Here is a 19,538-nt window from a genome sequence, read left to right as displayed (position 1 = left end):
CCCTCGCTCAGAGAGGAAGCCCCGGGGACTTCTGGGGTCCCCGGGGCTCTGGCCCTTACTTGAGCTGGTCCTCGGTGTAGTAGTTGCCGCCGATGATGACTTCCTTGTAGTTGCTCTTGTCCACGATCACCGGGTCGAGCAGGTACGACGGGACGACCTTGTTGCCGTTGTCGTAGTCCTTCTCGTTGTTGACCTCGGGCTTCTGGCCCTTGAGCACGGAGTCGGCCATCTTCACCGTCTGCTCGGCGAGCTTGCGGGTGTCCTTGAAGATGGTGGAGTACTGCTCACCGGCGATGATCGACTTCACCGACGCGAGCTCGGCGTCCTGGCCGGTCACGATCGGGTACGGCTGGCCGCTGGTGCCGTAGCCGGAGCTCTTGAGCGCCGACAGGATGCCGATCGATAGACCGTCGTACGGCGACAGCACGCCGTCCACCTTCTTGCCGCCGTAGGTCTTGGTGAGGATGTCCTCCATGCGCTTCTGCGCCGTGGCGGGGTCCCACCGCAGGATGGCGGCCTGCTTGAAGTCGGTCTGACCGCTCGCGATCTTCAGGGTGCCGTCGTCGATCTTCGGCTTGAGCACCGACATGGCGCCGTTCCAGAAGAACGTGGCGTTGTTGTCGTCGGGCGAGCCGCCGAACAGCTCGACGTTGAACGGGCCCTTCTTGCCGTCCTCGACGCCGAGGCCCTTGAGCAGCGAGGTCGCCTGCTGCACGCCGACCTTGAAGTTGTCGAACGTGGCGTAGTAGTCGACGTTCGGGCTGTTGCGGATCAGACGGTCATAGGCGATGACCGGGATCTTGTTGTCGGCGGCCTGCTGGAGCTGGGAGGTGATGGCGGTGCCGTCGATCGAGGCGATGATCAGGAGCTTGGCGCCCTTGGTGATCTGGTTCTCGATCTGGTTGGCCTGCGTCGGGATGTCGTTCTCCGCGTACTGGAGGTCGACCTTGTAGCCCAGCTTCTCCAGCTGCTGCTTGACGTTGTCGCCGTCGTGGATCCAGCGCTCCGACGACTTCGTGGGCATGGTGACGCCGATCAGGGCGCCCCCGCTGCCGGCGGAGGCCGAGGCGGAGGCCTGGGCGTCGACGGTCTTCGTGCTCGATCCGCAGGCCGTCATCGTCGCGGCGAGCGCGATGACGGATACCACGCCCCCGATTCGTCCCAACCTCATGTCATCTCCTTGCGATGGGGGTCCGGCAGCGCTGGACGCGGCGGCTGCCGGTAGAGCGAGGGATTCGATTACACAAAGTAACGAATCAGAACATAATTCTCGTTCACTTCCGCCGATTGTTATCGCTAACAACGCTCGTGTCAACGGGCGCGCATAACCTACCGGAAACTTTCGAGTAACTTTCCCCGGCAGGTCAGCGCCTCGATCGGGCTGAAAACAGGCGCTGCAGCAAGATGAAGACGAAGAGCAACATTCCGATGAAGATCTTGGTCCACCATGAGGACAGTGTCCCCTCGAAACTGATGATCGTCTGGATCAGGCCCAGCACGAGCACCCCCAGGACCGTGCCCAGCAGGAAGCCGCTGCCGCCGGTCAGCAGGGTGCCGCCGATGACGACCGCCGCGATCGCGTCCAGCTCCATGCCCACGGCGTGCAGCCCGTAACCGGAGAGCATGTAGAACGACAGCAGCACGCCGCCCAGCGCCGAGCAGAACCCGCTGATCGTGTAGACCGCGATCTTCGTCCGGCCCACGGGCAGCCCCATCAGCAGCGCGGACTGCTCGCTGCCGCCGGTCGCGTACACCGCGCGGCCGAGGCGGGTGTAGTGCAGCACGTACGCCGCCACCAGCACGACCACCACGGCGACGATCACACTGGGTGATATCCACATGTCGGCGAACAGGTCGATCCTCGCCTGCGCGAACGCCGTGAAGGTGGGATCGTTGATCGGGATCGAGTCCGTGCCGATCGTGTAACACAGCCCCCGCGCCAGGAACATGCCCGCCAGCGTCACGATGAACGGCTGGATGTCGAAGGCGTGCACGATGTACCCCATCACCAGCCCCAGCCCCGACCCGATGACCAGCACCAGCGGGATCACCAGGTACGGCGGCCACCCCGGCCCCGCCATGAGGCTGGCCGAGATCATCGTGGACAGCGCCACCACCGACCCCACCGACAGGTCGATGCCCCCGGTCAGGATCACGAACGTCATCCCGACGGCCACCACCAGCAGGAAGGCGTTGTCGATGAAGACGTTGAGCACCACCTGCCCGCTGGCGAACCCCTCGTAGCGGATCCCGCCGACCACGAACATGGCCAGGAACAGGCACCCGGTCACGAGGACCGGCAAATACTTGGCGGGCACGCTCGCCCGCCCGATCGTCAGCGTGCTCATGTGGTCACTCGCACCTTCTCCTCGGCCACCGGACCGGCGGGCGCGGCGCGGCCGCGTCTGCGGAACGCCTTCTCGCGGAAGGACGGGGACTGGATGAGGCAGACCGCCGTCACGACCAGCGCCTTGAACAGCAGCGTGGTCTCCGGTGGCACGCCGATCGAGTAGATCGTCGTGGTCAGGGTCTGGATGATCAGCGCGCCCAGCACGGTGCCGCCGAGCGAGAACCGGCCGCCGGACAGCGACGTGCCGCCGATCACGACGGCCAGGATGGCGTCCAGCTCGATCCACAGGCCGGCGTTGTTGCCGTCGGCGCTGGAGACGTTCGAGCTGATCATCAGCCCGGCCACGCCCGCGCACAGCGCGGCGAACGCGTACACCATGATGATGATCCCGCGCGCCCTGATGCCCGCCAGCCGGCTGGCCTCGGCGTTGCCGCCGACCGACTCGATCAGCATGCCCAGCGCCAGCCGCCGGGTGAGGAACGCCGTGATCGCCAGCACGCCGAGCACGATGATGATGCCGAACGGCACGGTCAGCCAGTAGCCGCCGCCGATCACCTTGTACGCCGGGCTGTTGACGGTGATGATCTGCCCGTCCGTGATGAGCTGGGCCAGGCCGCGCCCGGCCACCATGAGGATGAGCGTGGCGATGATCGGCTGGATGCCGACGGTCGCGACCAGGAACCCGTTCCAGGCGCCCAGCACCAGGCAGAGCCCCAGCGCCGCCGCCACGGCGGTGAACACGCTCGCGTCCTCGCTGATCTGCAGGCAGGCCAGCGCCCCCGAGATCGCCACCACCGAGCCCACCGACAGGTCGATGCCGCCGGTGGCGATGACCAGCGTCATCCCGAGCGAGACCAGGATCAGCGGGGCGCCGAAGCGCAGGATGTCGATCAGGCTCCCGTACAGGTGGCCTTCCCTGACCTGGATCGAGAAGAAGCTGGGCGTGAAGAACACGTTCAGCGCCAGCAGCAGTACGAGGACCACCACCGGCCAGAGCAGCCGTCTCATGAGGTCCGGCCTCCGCTCGCGATCGTTTCCATGAGCACGTCCGTGGTGAGCTCGTCGTCGTTGGGCAGCTCGGCCACCAGCCGCCGGTCGCGCAGCACCTCGACCTTGTGGCTGAGCCGCAGCACCTCCTCCAGCTCGGCCGAGATGAACAGCACCGCCATGCCGCCGTCGGACAGCTCGGCCACCAGTCGCTGGATCTCGGTCTTCGCCCCGACGTCGATGCCCCGGGTGGGCTCGTCCAGGATGAGCAGGCGCGGCTCGAGGATGAGCCATCTGGCCAGCACGACCTTCTGCTGGTTGCCGCCGCTGAGGTTGCGTACGAGGTGCTCGGGGTTGGGCGGGCTGATCTTCAGGGCCTTGACGTACCTGCCGACCAGCTCGTCCTGCTGCTCGCGCGGCACCGGCCTGGTCCAGCCCCTGGTGGCCTGGAGGGCGAGGATGATGTTCTCGCGCACGGTCAGGTCGGGGATGAGACCGTCGGCCTTGCGGTTCTCGGAGCAGAACGCGATCTTGTGGTTCATGGCCGCGCGTGGCGTGCGCAACGACGCCGGGGTCCCGCCGACCGCGATCTCGCCCGTGCCCGCGTGGTCGGCGCCGAACAGCAGCCGCGCGATCTCCGTACGGCCGGAGCCGAGCAGCCCGGCCAGACCCACCACCTCGCCCTCGTGGATCGTGAGCGTGAACGGCTCGATGGCCCCCGGCCGGCCCAGCTCGCGCGCCTCGACCAGCGGCCGGTCGAAGACCTTGGCCTCGCCGTGCAACCGCTCCAGCGCGGCCAGCTCCTGGCCGATCATCTTGGCGACCAGCTCGACCTGCGGGAGCCGATCGGTGAGGTACTCGCCGACGAGCCTGCCGTTGCGCAGGATCGTCATGCGGTCCGAGATCTCGTAGATCTGGTCGAGGAAGTGGGAGACGAAGAGGATGGCGATGCCCTCCTCCTTCAGCCGCCTCATCACCCGGAAGAGCTGCTCGACCTCGTCGGCGTCCAGGCTGGAGGTGGGCTCGTCCAGGATGAGCACCCTCGCCTCGATGTCGATCGCCCGCGCGATGGCCACCATCTGCTGGACGGCCAGCGAGTACGTCGACAGCGGCGCCGACACGTCCACGCTCAGCTCCAGCCGGGACAGCAGCTCGGCGGCCCTGGCGCGCATCCGTTTCCAGTCGATGCGACCCCTTTTCCGGGGCTCGCGGCCGATGAAGATGTTCTCGGCCACCGAGAGGTTCGTGCAGAGGTTGACCTCCTGGTAGACCGTGCTGATGCCGGCCTGCTGCGCCTCCAGGGGGCTGCCGAACGCGACGGGCGCGCCGCCCAGCTCGATGGTGCCCGCGTCGGCGGGGTGGACGCCGGTGAGCACCTTGATCAGGGTGGATTTGCCCGCGCCGTTCTCTCCCATGAGCGCGTGCACCTCGCCCGGTAGCAGCCGCAGGTCGACGCCGTCCAGGGCCTTCACGCCAGGGAACTGCTTGCCGATCCCGCTCATCGTCAGGACCGGCGCGGGTGTGACCATGTCTCTCCTCATATGGCAGGGAAACCGCCGCCTTGCCTCGTCACTACGCCTCCCCGGTGCCCCGGTCCAGGGCCCGGGGGCGTCCAGAAGGACGACCGCGCCCCGCACACTCCGGCTGGCGGGAGCACCCAGCCCCCAGCCGGAGCACGTGAGGCGCCGTCGCCTCTCCCCATCCCAGGACCCCAGCCGGAGTACGGAGGCGCGCGGCCGGCAGGCGGGTCAGTACTGGCGGGAGGAGAGGACCTGCTTGGCCTGCTCCTGCGTGAACGTGGTCTCCTCGGTCACCACGCGGGCCGGCACCTGCTCACCCTTGACGACCTTCTTGGCCAGGTCCATGAGCTGCGGGCCGAGCAGCGGCGAGCACTCGACGATGTAGTTGATCTTCCCGTCGGCGAGCGCCTGCATGCCGTCCTTGACGGCGTCCACGGTGATGATCTTGATGTCCTTGCCGGGCACCTTGCCCGCGCCCTCGATGGCCTCGATCGCGCCCAGGCCCATGTCGTCGTTGTGGGCGTAGAGGACGTCGATGTCCGGGTTCGACTTCAGGAAGGCCTCCATGACCTCCTTGCCCTTGGCCCTGGTGAAGTCACCGGTCTGCGAGGCGATGATCTTGAACTTGGGATCGGCCCCGATGACCCCCTGGAAGCCGGACTTGCGGTCGTTGGCCGGGGCCGAGCCCGTCGTGCCCTGCAGCTCGACGATGTTCACCGGGTCCTTGGTGTCCTTGTACTCGTTCACCAGCCACTGGCCGGCCTTCTTGCCCTCTTCGACGAAGTCCGAGCCGAGGAAGGTCTTGTAGAGGGAGGTGTCCTTGGAGTCCACGGCGCGGTCGGTCAGGATGACCGGGATCTTCGCGTCCTTGGCCTCTTTGAGCACCGTGTCCCAGCCGGACTCCACCACCGGCGAGAAGGCGATGATGTCCACCTTCTGCTGGATGTAGGAGCGGATGGCCTTGATCTGGTTCTCCTGCTTCTGCTGGGCGTCGGAGAACTTGAGCGTGATGCCCGCGGTCTTGGCCGAGTCCTGCACGGACTTGGTGTTCGCGGTACGCCACCCGCTCTCCGCGCCCACCTGGGAGAAGCCCATGGTGATCGAGCCGCCGCCACCACCGCCGCCACCGCCGCTGCCGCAGGCGGTCATGGACATCGCGGTCAGACCGGCGAGAACTAAAGCCGAGATCCTCTTCAACACGTGGGGGTTCCCTTCTCATGTGAGCGCTAACATCCCCATGCGGGATGCCGGCGCCTTCCTGCCTTGCGCCACGGCCTACGCACCGGCCGCACCGGCCCCCGAGGGCGTCGCCGACGCCTACTTTTCGATGTGCTGAGGATGCTTGAAGTGCTTGGTGAGCTCGCCCCGACTGTGAACGTTAACAACGGGTCTCGTCAAGGGGCCGCCTGATTACGGTCGGATCACACGGGCCGGGCCTTGACGAGGGTCTGGGCCAGTCCTTAACTTGTCGCGGATCGCCGTTGTTAACGCTCACTTGCCCTGTTAACGCTAACAACCTTGAGGAGCCCCCCACTCATGACGCGAATCGCCTTATCCGCCCTGCTCCTGGCGGCCTCGCTGGTGGCGCCACCGCCGACGACCGCGGCGGCCTCGCTTGCCGAGCCCATCCCGGACGGCGCCGTGGTCGACCAGTTCGACGGCACCACGCTCGGCGAGGACTGGACGGTGTTGTCGCCGGACAGCTCCCGCTGGTCGCTGTCGGGCGGCGCGCTGCGCGTGGAGAGCCTGACCGGCGACACGTACCAGGGCACCAACACCGCCAGGAACCTCTTCCTCGTGGACGTCCCCGCCGGCGACTTCGAGGTGGTCACCAAGCTGAGCGCCCCGGTCGCGCTGGACTACCAGAGCGCGGGCCTGCTGGCCTGGCAGGACTGGGACAACTACGTACGCGCCGGGCTCGCCCACGTCGGGTCCGCGGGCGGGCCGGTGATCGAGACGGACACCGAGGTCGGGGCCTCGTTCAACGCGAGCTTCGCGGCCCGGCCCGGCTCGACCGGCGAGATCGTCAAGCTGGCCAGGACCGGCGACGAGTTCGTCTCCTCGTACTGGGACGGCTCGGCCTGGGTGCAGGCGGCCAAGGTGAGCGCGAAGCTGGACGTCAAGCAGCTCGGCCTGTTCGCGCTGTCGGCGCAGAACGGCACGTCGATGGCGGCGGCGTTCGACTACATCGCGATCAAGGCGAGCGAGGGCAGGCCGGTGGTGCCGTCCGGGGCGTTCACGCTGCGCTCCGGCTCGCTGCCGTACCTGTCGGCCGGCCCGTCGGGGGTGGTGCGGGCTTCGGCGAACGCGGGGATGACCAGCCTGGCCCTCACGGCCACGGCCGCCGGTGACGGCGTGACGCTGAAGAACGTGGCGAGCGGCGAGTTCCTGCGGGTCGCCGCCGGGAAGGTGCGGCTGGGCGGGACCGCGTCGGTCTTCCGGCTCGAGGACGCGGGCGGCGGCAAGGTCGTGCTCTCCTCGGGCGTCCAGAACGTCTCCGTCGGCGACGGCACCCTCGTCGTGGGGAGCGCGATCACGAAGTTCAGGGTCGAGGGCTACAGCTCGGGCAAGCTGACCGTGGACACCGGGGCCAAGGGCACCGAGGTCAGCCCCGACCTCTACGGGGTCTTCTACGAGGACATCAACCACGCCGCCGACGGCGGGCTCTACGCCGAGCTGGTGCAGAACCGCTCGTTCGAGTTCAACAGCGTGGACGAGCGCTCCTACACGGGCCTGACCGCGTGGTCCAAGGCCGAACGCGGCGCCACCGCCGAGCTCGCGATCGGCACCGACCGGCCGCTGAACGCCAACAACCGCAATTACCTGCGGCTCGACGTGACCGGCGACGGCACCGCGGGCGCGAGCAACGCCGGGTTCAACCGCGGCATCCCCGTGAAGCAGGGCAAGCGGTACGACGTGTCGCTCTGGGCCAGGCGTGACGCGGCGGGGCCGCTGACGGTCTCGGTGGAGAGCGGCTCCACCGTCCTCGGCACGGCCACGCTGCGGGTGAAGGCCGGCGGCTGGGCGAAGTACACCGCGTCGTTCACGGCCTCGGGGACGACGGACGCGGGGCGGCTGGTGGTGCTGGCGCCGGGCGGCCGGACCGACCTGGACATGGTGTCGCTGTTCCCGCGCGACACGTTCAAGGGGCACGGCATGCGGACCGACCTGGCCAGGATGGTCGCCGGCCTGAAGCCCAGGTTCCTGCGCTTCCCCGGCGGGTGCGTGACGAACGTCGGCACGTACGACCCGTACGCGGACAACCAGGACCGGCGGCGCATCTACCAGTGGAAGGAGACGATCGCCCCGGTCGAGGAGCGGCCGACCAACTTCAACTTCTGGGGCTACAACCAGTCCTACGGCCTCGGCTACTACGAGTACTTCCAGTTCGCCGAGGACATCGGGGCCCGGGCGCTGCCGGTGCTGTCGGTGGGTGTGAACGGGTGCGGCGAGAACCGGCCGCTGACCGACGAGGCCAAGCTGGCCCGGTGGGTGCGGGACACGCTCGACCTGATCGAGTTCGCCAACGGGCCGGTCACCTCGGAGTGGGGCGGGAAGCGGGCCCGGCTCGGGCATCCGAAGCCGTTCGGGCTGGAGTACATCGGGCTCGGGAACGAGGAGATCTACCCCGAGTTCTTCGCGAACTACCCGAAGTTCGCGGACGCCATCAGGGCCAGGTACCCGGAAGTCAAGATCATCAGCAATGCGGGGCAGACGTCGCAGGGCGCCTGGTTCGACCGGATGTGGCAGTTCGCCCGCGACCAGAAGGCCGACCTCGTCGACGAGCACTACTACAACAGCCCGGAGTGGTTCCTGACCAACAACCACCGTTACGACGCCTATGACCGCGGCGGGCCGAAGGTGTTCGTGGGCGAGTACGCCTCGCGCGGCAACACGTGGCACAACGCGCTGGCGGAGGCGTCGTACATGACGGGCCTGGAGCGCAACTCCGACGTCGTGCGGCTGGCGTCGTACGCGCCGCTGCTGGCCAACGTGGACTACGTGGACTGGACGCCGGACCTCATCTGGTTCGACAACGACCAGGTCTACGGCTCGCCGAACTACTACGTGCAGCGGCTGTTCTCCGCCAATGTCGGCGACCGGGTGCTGCCCAGCGCCTTCACGGGCGAGGGCAGGACGGTCGAGGACATCGGCGGCGCGGTGGGGCTCGGCGCGTGGAACACCGCCGTCCGGTACGACGACGTGAAGGTCACCGCGGCCGACGGGACCACGCTGCTGGCGGACGACTTCTCGGCCGGAGCCGGCAAGTGGACCCCCGGCCTGGGGACATGGACTGTCCAGGACGGCGCCTACGCGCAGACCGCCCAGGTGACGGACGCCAGGTCCACGGCGGGCTCGGCCGGCTGGTCGAACTACACGATGGAGGTCGTCGCCAGGAAGACCGCCGGGGCCGAGGGCTTCCTGATCATGTTCGGGGTCAAGGACACCGGCAACTTCTACTGGTGGAACCTCGGCGGCTGGGGCAACACCCAGTCCGCCATAGAGAAGGCCGCCAACGGCGCCAAGTCCTCGATCGCCACCTCCGCCACCACGATCGAGACCGGCCGCGACTACCGGATCAAGATCCAGGTGAGCGGGCGGCGGATCACGACCTGGCTGGACGGGCAGAAGATCAACGACTTCGTGGACGACGCCGTCGTGGAGCCGCTGTACCAGGTGGTGTCCAGGGACGGGAAGTCCGTGACGCTCAAGGTCGTCAACGTGCAGGACACGTCCGTCCGCGGCGGCGTGGAGCTCGGCTCGGCGCGGTTCCGGCCGGTCGCCACGGTGACCACGCTGACGGGCTCGCCGTCCGACACGAACTCGCTGTCCGAGCCGGAGCGGGTGGCGCCGGTGGAGCGGCAGGTGCACGGCTTCTCCTCGGCCTTCACCTACGACTTCCCCGCGCACTCGGTGACGTTCGTGCGGCTGACCGAGCGATGACGGCGCGGGCGGGCCTCCTCCTGGAGGCCCGCCCGCGGCTACGCGACGACCCGGTAGTGCGTGGTCATCCGGCCCGTGTCGTCGAGCACATGGAACGCGATCGCCGGCGGGAGGTCGTAGTCCGCGCAGTTGGCGAACGTCGTGCCACCCTCCCACGGCAGCTTCAGCGTGGACACGACGCCGGGGGCGGCCAGCAGCGGCCGGCCGGCGAAGGTGGTGGCGGCGCCCGTGTGGGCGTGGCCGACCAGCACGGCGGGCACGTCCGGATACCGCCCGAGCAGCTCTTCCAGAGGCTCGGACCGGTGCAGTCTGATGCCGTCGACCACCTGGCTGTGCAGCAGGGTAGGCGGGTGGTGGAAGGCCACGAACACCGGCCGGTCCGCGCCCGCGAGCACGTCGTCCAGCCAGGCCAGCGTCTCGTCGTCCAGGTGGCCCGAGTCCTCGCCGGGGATGGAGGAGTCGCACATGGCGTAGACGGCCCTGTCCGTGCGCAGGACCTGGTTGATCGGCCCCTCGCCACCGCTCCGGTCGCCCAGCAGGACGCGACGGAACTGCTCCCGCACGTCATGGTTGCCCGGGCCGACCAGGACCGGGTGGCGGGAGGAGAGCAGCTTGCGCGCCTCCTCGTACTCCTCGGGGAGGCCGTGGTCGGCGATGTCGCCGGTGACGAGCACGGCGTCGAGGTCGGCGGAGAGGTCGGCGGGGAGCGCGTCGAGGTAGCGCATGACGGAGGTGGCGCGGTCGACGCTCTGGGGCGTCGCGCCGATGTGGATGTCGCTCAGGTGAGCGATCACGATCATGTTGACGTCGTCCTTCCGGGTTCTGCCTGCTCACCTACCGTAGGCCCGGGTACCGGACCATGCGTAAGATCCGGTTCCGTGCGGAAAGATTGGGCCGGTTTCGGGGTGGACCTGCATCTGGAGGTCTCCACCGGCGGCGGGCGGCGGCGCGGGCTGGAGGAGGCGCTGCGGCAGGCGGTCCGGGACGGGCGGCTGCCGCGCGGCACGCGGCTGCCTTCGACGCGGTCGCTGGCGGCGGAGCTGGGGCTGTCGCGCGGCACGGTGAGCGCGGCCTACGACCAGCTCGTCGCCGAGGGCTACCTGGCCACCCGGCCGGGCTCGGCCACCGAGGTCGCCGACGTGTCCCCCACCACACCGTCCCGTCCGGAACCGCCGTCCGAGCCCTCCCCAGGGCCGAGGCATGACCTGCGGCTGCCGGCCGGACCCCCTGCGGCGCCGCTCCATGACCTGCGGCCCGGGCAGCCCGACGTGTCGGCGTTTCCGGCGCGGGCGTGGTTGCGGGCCACCCGGCACGTGCTCTCCACCGCGCCCGCCGAGGTCCTCGGCCCGTGCGACCCGCGCGGCCGGATCGAGCTGCGGGCGGCGCTGGCCGGCTACCTCGCCAGGACGCGCGGGGTGATCACCACGCCGGACCTGATCGTGGTCACGACGGGGTTCGTCCAGGCGCTCAACCTGCTCGTCCAGGTGATCGACGGCCCGATCGCCACGGAGGAGCCGGGGCACGACTTCTACCGCGAGGTGCTGCGCCGTGCCGGGCGCGAGACCGTACCGCTGCCCGTGGACGGGCTGGGCGCCCAGGTGGACACGCTTACCGGCGCCACCGCGGCGGCCCTCGTCACGCCCGCGCACCAGTACCCCACGGGCGTGCCCCTGCACCCCGCCCGCCGCCGCGCGCTGCGCGAGTGGGGCGGGCTCGTCGTGGAGGACGACTACGACGGGGAGTTCCGCTACGACCGGCAGCCGGTCGGCGCGTTCCAGGGGACCGCGCCCGATCGGGTCGTGTACGTCGGCACCACCTCCGAGTCCCTCGCCCCGGCCCTGCGCCTGGGCTGGATGGCGGTGCCGCCCTCCTTGATCGGCCCCGTGGCCGAGGCCAAGCTGCACGCCGACACCCACACCGAGGTGCTCGGCCAGCTCGTGCTGGCGAGGCTGATCGAGACCCACGACTACGACCGCCACATCCGCGCCGCCCGCCTGCGCTACCGCCGCCGCCGCGAGCTGCTGCTCGCCCGGCTCGGCCCCGGGCCCGGCCAGCCGCTGCCCGGCGTCGCCCTGCCCGGGGTGGCCGCGGGGCTGCGCGCGCTCCTGCTGCTCCCGGAGAGGGGTCCCTCGGAAGGGGAGCTGCTGGCCGAGTGCGAGCGCAGGGGCATCGCGCTGCGCGCCGCCTCCCCGCTCTGGCGCGGCGACGGCCCCGGCGGCCTGCTCATCGGGTACGCCGCCGCGTCCGAACGCGCCTACCCGCACGCCCTCGAAGCCCTGGCCCGAGTACTCGCCGGAACCTGACGGCGGCCCCGTCCGTTGTCAGGGTGAGCGCAGGAACGGCGAAGGAGGGACATGGGCTGGCACTACCGCAAGACCATCAAGGTGGGCCCGTTCCGGATCAACCTGTCACGTCGCGGCGTCGGCCACAGCTACGGCAACCGCCGCTTCCACGTCACGACCACTCCCGACGGCCGCCGCCACGTCTCGGTGCACCTGCCCGGCGGCTTCCACCTCGGCAAGTCGTTCGGCGGCCGGCGCCACCGCGGACATCACTGACCCAAGGCGGTCGATCGACCGCTCGACATAGACGGGCCGGAGGCGGCAAAGCCTCCGGCCCGTCCCCTTTCCCGACGCCCGCCAGGCGATCAGAGTGGGCGGATGAGCGGTCACATGAGCCCCGAGGAGTTCCGCCGCCACGGCAGGCAGGTCGTCGACTGGATCGCGGACTATCTCGCCGGCATCGAGTCCCATCCCGTGATGTCCCAGGTGAGGCCGGGGGACATCCGCCGCGCGCTGCCGTCCGCGGCGCCCGAGCACGGCGAGCCGTTCGAGGCCGTGCTGTCGGACCTGGGGCGGATCCTGCTGCCCGGCATCACGCACTGGCAGCATCCCGGTTTCTTCGCCTACTTCCCCTCCAACGCCAGCGGCCCGGCCATCCTGGGCGACCTGCTGTCCGGCGGGCTCGGCGTGCAGGGCATGCTCTGGGTGACCAGCCCGGCGTGCACGGAGCTGGAGACGGTGGTGGTCGACTGGCTGGCCGGGCTGCTCGGCCTGCCGGAGCATTTCCGTACGGACCGGGCGGGCGGCGGCGTCATCCAGGACTCGGCGTCGAGCGCCTGCCTGGTCGCGCTGCTGGCCGCGCTGCACCGGGCGAGCGGCGGCCGGGTCGCCTCCGACGGCGTCACCCGGAGGTACACGATCTACGTGTCGTCCCAGACGCACTCGTCGCTGGAGCGGGCGGCGCGGATCACGGGGCTGGGGGCGGCGGGCGTACGGGTGGTGGACGTCGACCCCCGTACGCTGGCCATGGACCCCGGCCACCTGCGGACCCTGCTGGACCAGGACGAAGCGGACGGCGCCGTGCCGGCCATGGTGTGCGCCACCGTCGGCACCACCTCCACCACCGCCGTCGACCCGGTGCCCGCGATCGGCGAGCTGTGCCGCGAACGCGGGATCTGGCTGCACGTGGACGCGGCCTACGCCGGGGTCGCGGCGATCTGCCCCGAGCTCCGGTGGCTGAACGAGGGTGTGGCCGAGTACGCCGACTCCTACTCCACGAACCCGCACAAATGGCTGCTGACCAACTTCGACTGCACCGTGCTCTGGACGGCCGACCGCGCCCCGCTGCTCGACGCGCTGTCGGTCATGCCCGAGTTCCTCAGGAACCCCGCCACCGCGACCGGCTCCGTCGTCGACTACCGGGACTGGCAGGTGCCGCTGGGCCGGCGCTTCAGGGCGTTGAAGCTGTGGTCGGTGATCCGCTGGTACGGGGCCGAGGGACTGCGCGCGCACATTCGCAAGGGAGTGGCGCTGGCGCAGGAGCTGGCGTCGTGGATCTCCGCGGACCCGGGCTTCGAGGTGCACGAGCCGCATCCGCTCGGGCTCGTGTGCTTCCGCCCGGTGTGGCCGGGCCTGGCGGCGGACGAGGCGGACCGGGCCACGATGCGGCTGCTGGAGCTGCTCAACGCCGGCGGGTCCATGTACATGACGCACACCAGGATCGATGACCGGGTGGTGCTGCGGATGGCCATCGGCGGCGTGGCGACGGAGCGGCGGCACGTGGAGCAGGCGTGGGAGCAGATCCGGTGGGAGCACGCGGCCCTGTCGGCCACGCTCCCCTGACGGCTCAGGCCCTCACAGCTCAGACGCGGTAGCGCTCCACAAGCTCGGACCCGATCCTGGCCAGCTGGATCCTGACCTCCTCCGGCTCCACGACCTCCACCGTCGCACCCCATCCGGCCAGCTGCTCGGCGATCGTCAACGCCATCGGCGCCGCCACGCGTGCCCTGACCCGCCCGTCCTCCTCGACGCGTTCGACCTCGCAGTGACGCCCGAACTGGTGGCGCAGCACCGGCAGGAACCGCTCGGGGATGAGCACGGTCGCGGACAGCAGCGAGCGCCGCCGCTCCATCTCGTCCACGACCTTCCCCCACACCTCCGACAGCACGAACCCCTCCGGCCGCTCGAAGGTCAGCTCCGTCACCTCGGCCTCGGCGATCCGGTCCACCCGGAACGTGCGCTGCCCGGCCTCGGTGCCGGCGATCAGGTACCAGACGTCGTCCTTGTCCACCAGGCCCCAGGGGTCGACGAGCCGGTGCGTACGTTCGCCGGAGCGGCCCTCGTACCCGAGCCTGACCTTGCGGCGTCTCACGGTGGCGCTCTGCAGGACCCGCACCAGCTCGGGCCGGTCGGGGTCGCGCTCGCCCCAGCCGGTGGGGTCGATCACCACGGCGTCGGCGGCGGCCTCGGCGTCGTCCCTGAACGTCTGGGGCAGGGCCCGCACCAGCTTGCGCAGCGCGGACTTGACCTCGGGCGTGGCGGCCGCGGCCGGGCCGGCCAGCAGGAACAGCGCCTCGGCCTCGTTGGCGCTGAGGCCGCTGAGGTCGGTCCTGGCGCCGCCCAGCAGGGACCAGCCGCCCCCGCGCCCGGCCTGCGGATATACCGGCACGCCCGCCGCGGACAGCGCTTCGAGGTCCCGGCGCGCGGTGGCCACGGACACTTCCAGCTCCGCGGCCAGCTCGGCCGCGGTCACCCGGCCGCGCGACTGCATGAGCAGCAGGACGGCCACAAGTCGATCGGCTCGCATGGCTGGAAATTCTCCTCCGTAAAGTGCTCATTTGATGAGCACTTTGACCGGAAGAATCATAGACATCACCCGGAAGGAAGGACCACACAGATGCTCCGCGGATTCGCCACGATCAGCTTCTACGCAGCCGACCTCGAGGCGGCCAAGGCCTGGTACACCGAGCTGCTCGGCATCGAGCCCTACTACCAGGTGCCGGGCTACATCGAGTTCCGCGTCGGCGACCACCAGCACGAGCTGGGCATCATCGACGCCCGCTACGCCCCGGCGGGCGCGACCGACGGGCCCGCCGGCTCGATCATGTACTGGCACGTGGACGACCCGCAGGCCGCCCTCGACCGGCTGCTCGCCCTGAGGGCCAAGGAGTACCAGCCGATCACGGAGCGCGGCGAGGGGTTCGTCACCGCGTCCGTGATCGACCCGTTCGGCAACATCCTCGGCGTCATGTACAACCAGCACTACCTGGACATACTCGCCAAGTGACCGCTCAGGAGTTGTCGACCTTCAACCCGAAGGCCGACAGCCCCTGCTCGTGGTGCTCGATCAGGCCCATCCGCCGGTAGAAGGCATGATTGGCGACCCCTTCGGGGGTGGACTCGTGGTCGGTGGTCAGCACGAAGTAGCGGCAGTGCGCGTACCGCTCCTTCAGCCGCTCCAGCAGCAGCCGGCCGATCCCCTGGCCGTGGAACCTCTTGTTGACGAGCAGCTCCTGCACGTAGCAGACCATCTCGTCGTCGGACACCGTCCGGGCCAGGCCGAGCAGCCGCCCGTCCGCGTCCCTGGCGACAAGGACGAGATGCGAGTTCGCCAGGCTCCGGCACACCTTGGCGATGTCGCGGGTCCAGGGCTGCCAGCCGACCGAGTCGTACAGCTCGAAGATCTCGGCCTCGTCGAACGACATCTCCTGAGCGATGCTCACCACTTATGGGACTCCCCTGTATAAAGTCAACGCTTTCCAGCTTATTCGGGCCGCCGGATTCGGGAGGGTGTGGTTAGTTTCAGGATCCGTTCATCGGGTTGACGGTGAAAGCCCAGGTCGGCGCGCAGGGGGCGGAATCAGATCTTGCGGTGTCCGGGCAGGCGCTCGTTACAATCGCCCAGCCGCGAAGGAGAAGCCGTGCGAACTGTGCGTGTGACCGTAGTCCTGGCCGCGTTGACGGGCGCCCTGGTGCTGCCCGGCGTCGCGAGCGCGACCCCCTCGTCCGGCGCCCTCGCCAAGGTGCACACCGCCGGACGCGTCAAGGCCGGCGGGGACTCCCTCCAGTACAGCTGGCCCGGCGTCTACTTCGAGGGCCGCTTCCGCGGCACCGGCGTCGGGATCGTCCTCGACGACTCCGACAACGACTACGAGGTCGAGGTCGACGGCTCGACCGTCGCCACCCTCGTGACCCCGGGCCGGACCACGTACTGGGTCAGCGGCCTGACCCGGGGCGTGCACCGCGTACGGCTGGTCAAACGCACCGAGAGCCCGTGGGCCACGAGCGCCTTCGGCGGCTTCGTCGCCGCCCCGGGCGGCACGATCCTCGGCAGGCCCGCCGCGCGCCACCGGCAGATCGAGTTCATCGGCGACTCCTACACCGTCGGCTACGGCAACCGCTCCGACAGCCGCGACTGCACCACCGACAAAGTCGCCCGCACCACCGACGCGAACCTCAGCTTCGGCGCCCTCACCGCGCGCCGCCTGAACGCCGACTACCAGCTCAACGCCTTCTCCGGCCGCGGCATGGTACGCAACTACAACGGCAGCGACCCCGGCACCAACTACCGCACCTACTACGACCGGGCCCTGCTGAACGTCGCCGGCGACGTCTGGCAGAACCCGGGCACCTGGCGTCCCCAGCTGGTCGTGGTCGGCCTGGGCATCAACGACTTCTCCACCGCCATCAACCCGGGCGAACAGTGGACGCCGGACACTCTGCTGGCCGCTTACCGCACCGCATACCAGGGCTTCCTCGACAAGCTCCGGGCCCGGTACGGCCCCCGCACGACCATCGTGGTCAGCGCCACCTACATGTCCAACACCACCGTGTTCGCCGAGACCGCGCGGCAGATCGTCCAGGAGCGCAACAGCGGGGGCGACGACCGGATCCGTTACTGGTACTACAGCGAATCCGGCCTCGACTACCTCGGCTGCCACTGGCACCCGTCCGTCCACGACCACCGGATCATCGCCGACCGGCTCGGCGAGTTCATCGCCACCCTCCCGCTGCGCTGGTAGCTCAAGCCCTCAGTCGTCGGCGGTGAGCCCTTCGGCGATCTTGATCAGCTCGCGGTCAACGGCCTTGGCGTCGCGGAATTTCTTAGCGAACGTCGGGCTGAACATGATCTCGGCCCTCCGCTGCTCGCCCATGTTCAGGAAGAGCGTGGGGGTGCCCTTCGTGCCGTCCTCGCCGACCCCTTCGACGATCAGGTACCCGGTCCGGTCGCCGATGGTCACCTCCTCCCCCTCCTCCTCGTCGCGGTGCACCTGCACGCGGTCGTCGACCTGCTGGACGGTCTTGCCCTCGTACACGTAGATCTGGACGCAGTAGAAGCCATTCTTGTCGCCGTCGTAGTTCCACGAGGTCGTGTAGCTCTCGCCGAAGTCCAGCGACCAGTTGGACCACCGCAGGCCGTCGGGCAGGTAACCCACTCTGACGTGCTTGAACGCCCTTCCGTCGCCCAGGTCCCCGAGGTTCGGGGGCTCGGACCGCACCGGCGGGGTGTCGTCGATGGCGGGCGGACCCAGCGTCTCGGAGGCGGATGGGTCCGGCGTCTCGGAGACGACGGACGTCTGCACGGCGCCCGGGGCCGCCGTCAGGTAGAGGGGCACCGCCGCGGCCACGGCCAGCGACGTGGCCACCGTCGCGATCCGGCCGCGGTTCCGCTTCCGCCGCGAGGACCGGACGACCCGCTCCACGAGGTCGGGCGCGGCGTGCAGCCGTGCGGTCTCCTCCGCCATGATCTGGCGGAGCTGGTCCTCAAGCATGGGCATTCCCGATCACTCCTTCCACGGCTTCCTCGCCGAGTGCCGTCCGCAGCTTGGCCATCGCCTTCGACGCCTGACTCTTCACCGTGCCGAGCGTGCACCCGAGCACCTCCGCGGTCTGCGTCTCGCTGAGGTCCTCCCAGTACCGCAGGACGACCACCGCGCGCTGCCGGGGAGGCAGGCCGCGCAGCGCGTCCATGAGCACGTGACGCAGGTCGACGTCGGTCGAGCGGGCCGCTCTCTCCGGCGGCACGCGCATCGGGATGATGTTCAGGATCGCCCGGCGCCGGGCCCGGCTGATGGCGGTGTTGATGATGACGCGGCGCACATAAGGCTCGACGGTCTCGCGCCGCACCCGGTCCCAGTTCTTGTACGTGCGCTCCAGCGCCGTCTGCAGCAGGTCCTCCGCCTCCGCCTCGTCTCCGCAGGCGAGGTAGGCGACCCGCAGCAGGGTCGTGGCCCTTGCGGCCACGAACGCGCCGAAGTCATGCTCCGCGCCGCTCACGGCTGTCTGTCCAGTTTCACGCCTCCTAATACGCCTCGGCCGCTCCAAACAGTTGCCAGGCGCCGCGGGCAACCTTGCCCGGCGCCCAGGCGTATTGGGGGACATCGAATCGGAATTCTGGAGGAAGCACATGAAGCGCGCGACCGCACCGGCCCGGCCGCTGATCGCCCTCGGGGCCGGCCTGGCCGCCGTGGGCACCGCCGCACTGCTGGGTCTGCCGAGCCTCACCAAGGCACCGGAGGCACGGCTCACGGCCGCCGCGTCGGCTCCGCCGGAGGGTGCGTACTGGCATACGAGAGTGCTGCTGAAGCGGCCCGAGCCCCGTCAGGTCGGCAGCGGCGCGAACCGCTACTCGCTGGTCCAGCAGTCGCTCACCGAGGAATGGACCGCGCCCGACGGCAGACGCTGGGTCGGATCGCGGGAGCTGGGGGCGTACCCGCAGAGCGCGGCCGACCGCGCGGCGTGGCGCCGCGACGGCTCCCCCACCAAGTGGACCCGCACCGCCAACGGCCAGACCGTGTCGCTGTCCACCACGCCTACCCAGGGCCACGTCACCCCCGTACGAGGTGACAACACGTTCTTCCTGGCCGGGCAGCGGCTGACGTACGACGAGGTCCAGCGGCTGCCCGCGAACCCGGACGCGTTGAAGTCCTGGCTCGCGCAGGCCGCGCGGGTCTCACGGGTGTCGGAGAACGCCGTGGACAGGTACGTCACCTCGGCGCTGCCCATGCTGCTCCACCAGCTCCCGGCGCCGAAGGAGGTCCGCGCCGCGGCCTACCAGGCCCTGCTGACGATGCCCGGCGTCAGCTCGCGCGGAAAGTCCGTGGACGGCGCCGGCAGAACCGGCGCGGTCGTCTCGATCGGCTATGAGCCGGCCGGCCAGAAAGAGGAGGCAATCAAGGTCACGACCGACCTGGTCGTCGACACCGGCACGATGCTCCTGCTGTCCGAGAGCCAGACGACCCTGAAGGACGGCAAGGTGTTCCCGAACAAGACCATGACCCAGACCGTGCTCCAGGCCGGCTGGACCAACGCCGAGCCGGCCGTGCCCGCCCTGCCGTAGGGCGGACAGAACAGGCGCGAAGGCCCGTCCGGACGGGCCTTCGCGCCTACGCCGGGCTACGCACCGCGGGGGCACGCCCTGGGGGCACGCCATCACCCCCCCCCCCCCCCCCCACG

General features: G+C 69.8%; 17 protein-coding genes. 7 read left to right on the top strand and 10 right to left on the bottom strand.

Going from position 1 to position 19,538, the window contains the following annotated elements:
- Positions 1–55: 55 nt before the first annotated feature.
- The 5 genes from chvE to AB0L65_RS43225 all read right to left on the bottom strand — a co-directional run bounded on the left by chvE (position 56) and on the right by AB0L65_RS43225 (position 6,012).
- Positions 56–1,171 carry a multiple monosaccharide ABC transporter substrate-binding protein gene (gene chvE, locus AB0L65_RS43245; protein WP_363966434.1) on the bottom strand — a complete coding sequence of 372 codons (1,116 nt, stop codon included), beginning with the start codon at positions 1,169–1,171 and terminating at the stop codon, positions 56–58.
- 193 nt (positions 1,172–1,364) lie between these two features.
- Positions 1,365–2,348, bottom strand: a complete 984-nt coding sequence (gene yjfF / locus AB0L65_RS43240; protein ID WP_185078126.1) for a galactofuranose ABC transporter, permease protein YjfF — start codon at positions 2,346–2,348, stop codon at positions 1,365–1,367.
- Entirely contained in the window at positions 2,345–3,358 is a 1,014-nt protein-coding gene (locus AB0L65_RS43235; protein WP_355204847.1) for an ABC transporter permease, read from the bottom strand. The genes yjfF and AB0L65_RS43235 overlap by 4 nt, the downstream gene beginning before the upstream one ends.
- Positions 3,355–4,866 carry a sugar ABC transporter ATP-binding protein gene (locus AB0L65_RS43230; RefSeq protein ID WP_364258499.1) on the bottom strand — a complete coding sequence of 504 codons (1,512 nt, stop codon included), beginning with the start codon at positions 4,864–4,866 and terminating at the stop codon, positions 3,355–3,357. The genes AB0L65_RS43235 and AB0L65_RS43230 overlap by 4 nt, the downstream gene beginning before the upstream one ends.
- Positions 4,867–5,085: 219 nt before the next feature.
- Complete coding sequence (locus AB0L65_RS43225) at positions 5,086–6,012, bottom strand: ABC transporter substrate-binding protein (protein WP_364258496.1); 927 nt, start codon at positions 6,010–6,012, stop codon at positions 5,086–5,088.
- A gap of 381 nt (positions 6,013–6,393) precedes the next feature.
- On the opposite strand from AB0L65_RS43225, the gene AB0L65_RS43220 reads away from it, so the two are divergent.
- A complete protein-coding gene (locus tag AB0L65_RS43220) occupies positions 6,394–9,801 on the top strand; it encodes an alpha-L-arabinofuranosidase C-terminal domain-containing protein (RefSeq protein ID WP_364258493.1) in 3,408 nt (1,135 codons plus the stop codon).
- 38 nt (positions 9,802–9,839) lie between these two features.
- Here the strand turns inward: AB0L65_RS43220 and AB0L65_RS43215 are convergent, their stop codons facing one another.
- Positions 9,840–10,601: a metallophosphoesterase gene (locus AB0L65_RS43215; protein ID WP_364258490.1), complete on the bottom strand. Its 762-nt coding sequence runs from the start codon at positions 10,599–10,601 to the stop codon at positions 9,840–9,842.
- A gap of 78 nt (positions 10,602–10,679) precedes the next feature.
- On the opposite strand from AB0L65_RS43215, the gene AB0L65_RS43210 reads away from it, so the two are divergent.
- The 3 genes from AB0L65_RS43210 to AB0L65_RS43200 all read left to right on the top strand — a co-directional run bounded on the left by AB0L65_RS43210 (position 10,680) and on the right by AB0L65_RS43200 (position 13,925).
- Entirely contained in the window at positions 10,680–12,104 is a 1,425-nt protein-coding gene (locus tag AB0L65_RS43210) for a PLP-dependent aminotransferase family protein (protein WP_364258487.1), read from the top strand.
- Positions 12,105–12,155: 51 nt separating this feature from the next.
- Complete coding sequence (locus tag AB0L65_RS43205) at positions 12,156–12,359, top strand: DUF4236 domain-containing protein (protein ID WP_364258484.1); 204 nt, start codon at positions 12,156–12,158, stop codon at positions 12,357–12,359.
- Positions 12,360–12,461: 102 nt separating this feature from the next.
- On the top strand, positions 12,462–13,925 hold the full coding sequence (locus AB0L65_RS43200) for a pyridoxal-dependent decarboxylase (RefSeq protein ID WP_364258481.1): 1,464 nt from the start codon (positions 12,462–12,464) through the stop codon (positions 13,923–13,925).
- 19 nt (positions 13,926–13,944) lie between these two features.
- Here AB0L65_RS43200 and AB0L65_RS43195 read toward each other — a convergent pair whose 3' ends face one another.
- Entirely contained in the window at positions 13,945–14,889 is a 945-nt protein-coding gene (locus AB0L65_RS43195) for a WYL domain-containing protein (RefSeq protein WP_364258478.1), read from the bottom strand.
- 90 nt (positions 14,890–14,979) lie between these two features.
- Between AB0L65_RS43195 and AB0L65_RS43190 the strand changes: the two genes are divergently transcribed.
- Positions 14,980–15,369: a VOC family protein gene (locus AB0L65_RS43190; protein ID WP_364258475.1), complete on the top strand. Its 390-nt coding sequence runs from the start codon at positions 14,980–14,982 to the stop codon at positions 15,367–15,369.
- Between the two features lie 4 nt (positions 15,370–15,373).
- Here the strand turns inward: AB0L65_RS43190 and AB0L65_RS43185 are convergent, their stop codons facing one another.
- Positions 15,374–15,808: a GNAT family N-acetyltransferase gene (locus AB0L65_RS43185; protein ID WP_364258472.1), complete on the bottom strand. Its 435-nt coding sequence runs from the start codon at positions 15,806–15,808 to the stop codon at positions 15,374–15,376.
- Positions 15,809–16,003: 195 nt separating this feature from the next.
- On the opposite strand from AB0L65_RS43185, the gene AB0L65_RS43180 reads away from it, so the two are divergent.
- Positions 16,004–17,104, top strand: a complete 1,101-nt coding sequence (locus AB0L65_RS43180) for an SGNH/GDSL hydrolase family protein (protein ID WP_364258470.1) — start codon at positions 16,004–16,006, stop codon at positions 17,102–17,104.
- 9 nt (positions 17,105–17,113) lie between these two features.
- On the opposite strand, the gene AB0L65_RS43175 is transcribed toward AB0L65_RS43180, so the two are convergent.
- Together AB0L65_RS43175 and AB0L65_RS43170 are read right to left on the bottom strand one after the other, a co-directional pair.
- Entirely contained in the window at positions 17,114–17,860 is a 747-nt protein-coding gene (locus AB0L65_RS43175; protein WP_364258467.1) for a hypothetical protein, read from the bottom strand.
- Positions 17,847–18,359, bottom strand: a complete 513-nt coding sequence (locus tag AB0L65_RS43170) for a SigE family RNA polymerase sigma factor (RefSeq protein WP_364258464.1) — start codon at positions 18,357–18,359, stop codon at positions 17,847–17,849. The genes AB0L65_RS43175 and AB0L65_RS43170 overlap by 14 nt, the downstream gene beginning before the upstream one ends.
- Positions 18,360–18,489: 130 nt before the next feature.
- Here AB0L65_RS43170 and AB0L65_RS43165 point away from each other — a divergent pair, with 130 nt between their 5' ends.
- Positions 18,490–19,422: a hypothetical protein gene (locus tag AB0L65_RS43165; RefSeq protein WP_364258461.1), complete on the top strand. Its 933-nt coding sequence runs from the start codon at positions 18,490–18,492 to the stop codon at positions 19,420–19,422.
- The last annotated feature ends 116 nt before the right edge of the window (positions 19,423–19,538 follow it).

Origin of the sequence: Nonomuraea sp. NPDC052116 (assembly GCF_040680035.1) — a bacterium.
GTDB classification, from domain to species: Bacteria; Actinomycetota; Actinomycetes; order Streptosporangiales; family Streptosporangiaceae; genus Nonomuraea; species Nonomuraea angiospora_A.
The sequence above is the reverse complement of the archived record's forward strand: the minus strand, read 5'-3'. Positions and strand labels throughout refer to the sequence as shown.

Coding starts and splice junctions, on each gene's coding strand:
- AB0L65_RS43200 (WP_364258481.1), top strand. CDS start 12,462: ATGAGCGGTCACATGAGCCCCGAGGAGTTCCGCCGCCACGGCAGGCAG.
- chvE (WP_363966434.1), bottom strand. CDS start 1,171: ATGAGGTTGGGACGAATCGGGGGCGTGGTATCCGTCATCGCGCTCGCC.
- yjfF (WP_185078126.1), bottom strand. CDS start 2,348: ATGAGCACGCTGACGATCGGGCGGGCGAGCGTGCCCGCCAAGTATTTG.
- AB0L65_RS43230 (WP_364258499.1), bottom strand. CDS start 4,866: ATGGTCACACCCGCGCCGGTCCTGACGATGAGCGGGATCGGCAAGCAG.
- AB0L65_RS43215 (WP_364258490.1), bottom strand. CDS start 10,601: ATGATCGTGATCGCTCACCTGAGCGACATCCACATCGGCGCGACGCCC.
- AB0L65_RS43190 (WP_364258475.1), top strand. CDS start 14,980: ATGCTCCGCGGATTCGCCACGATCAGCTTCTACGCAGCCGACCTCGAG.
- AB0L65_RS43205 (WP_364258484.1), top strand. CDS start 12,156: ATGGGCTGGCACTACCGCAAGACCATCAAGGTGGGCCCGTTCCGGATC.
- AB0L65_RS43235 (WP_355204847.1), bottom strand. CDS start 3,358: ATGAGACGGCTGCTCTGGCCGGTGGTGGTCCTCGTACTGCTGCTGGCG.
- AB0L65_RS43220 (WP_364258493.1), top strand. CDS start 6,394: ATGACGCGAATCGCCTTATCCGCCCTGCTCCTGGCGGCCTCGCTGGTG.
- AB0L65_RS43165 (WP_364258461.1), top strand. CDS start 18,490: ATGAAGCGCGCGACCGCACCGGCCCGGCCGCTGATCGCCCTCGGGGCC.
- AB0L65_RS43225 (WP_364258496.1), bottom strand. CDS start 6,012: ATGTCCATGACCGCCTGCGGCAGCGGCGGTGGCGGCGGTGGTGGCGGC.
- AB0L65_RS43175 (WP_364258467.1), bottom strand. CDS start 17,860: ATGCCCATGCTTGAGGACCAGCTCCGCCAGATCATGGCGGAGGAGACC.
- AB0L65_RS43195 (WP_364258478.1), bottom strand. CDS start 14,889: ATGCGAGCCGATCGACTTGTGGCCGTCCTGCTGCTCATGCAGTCGCGC.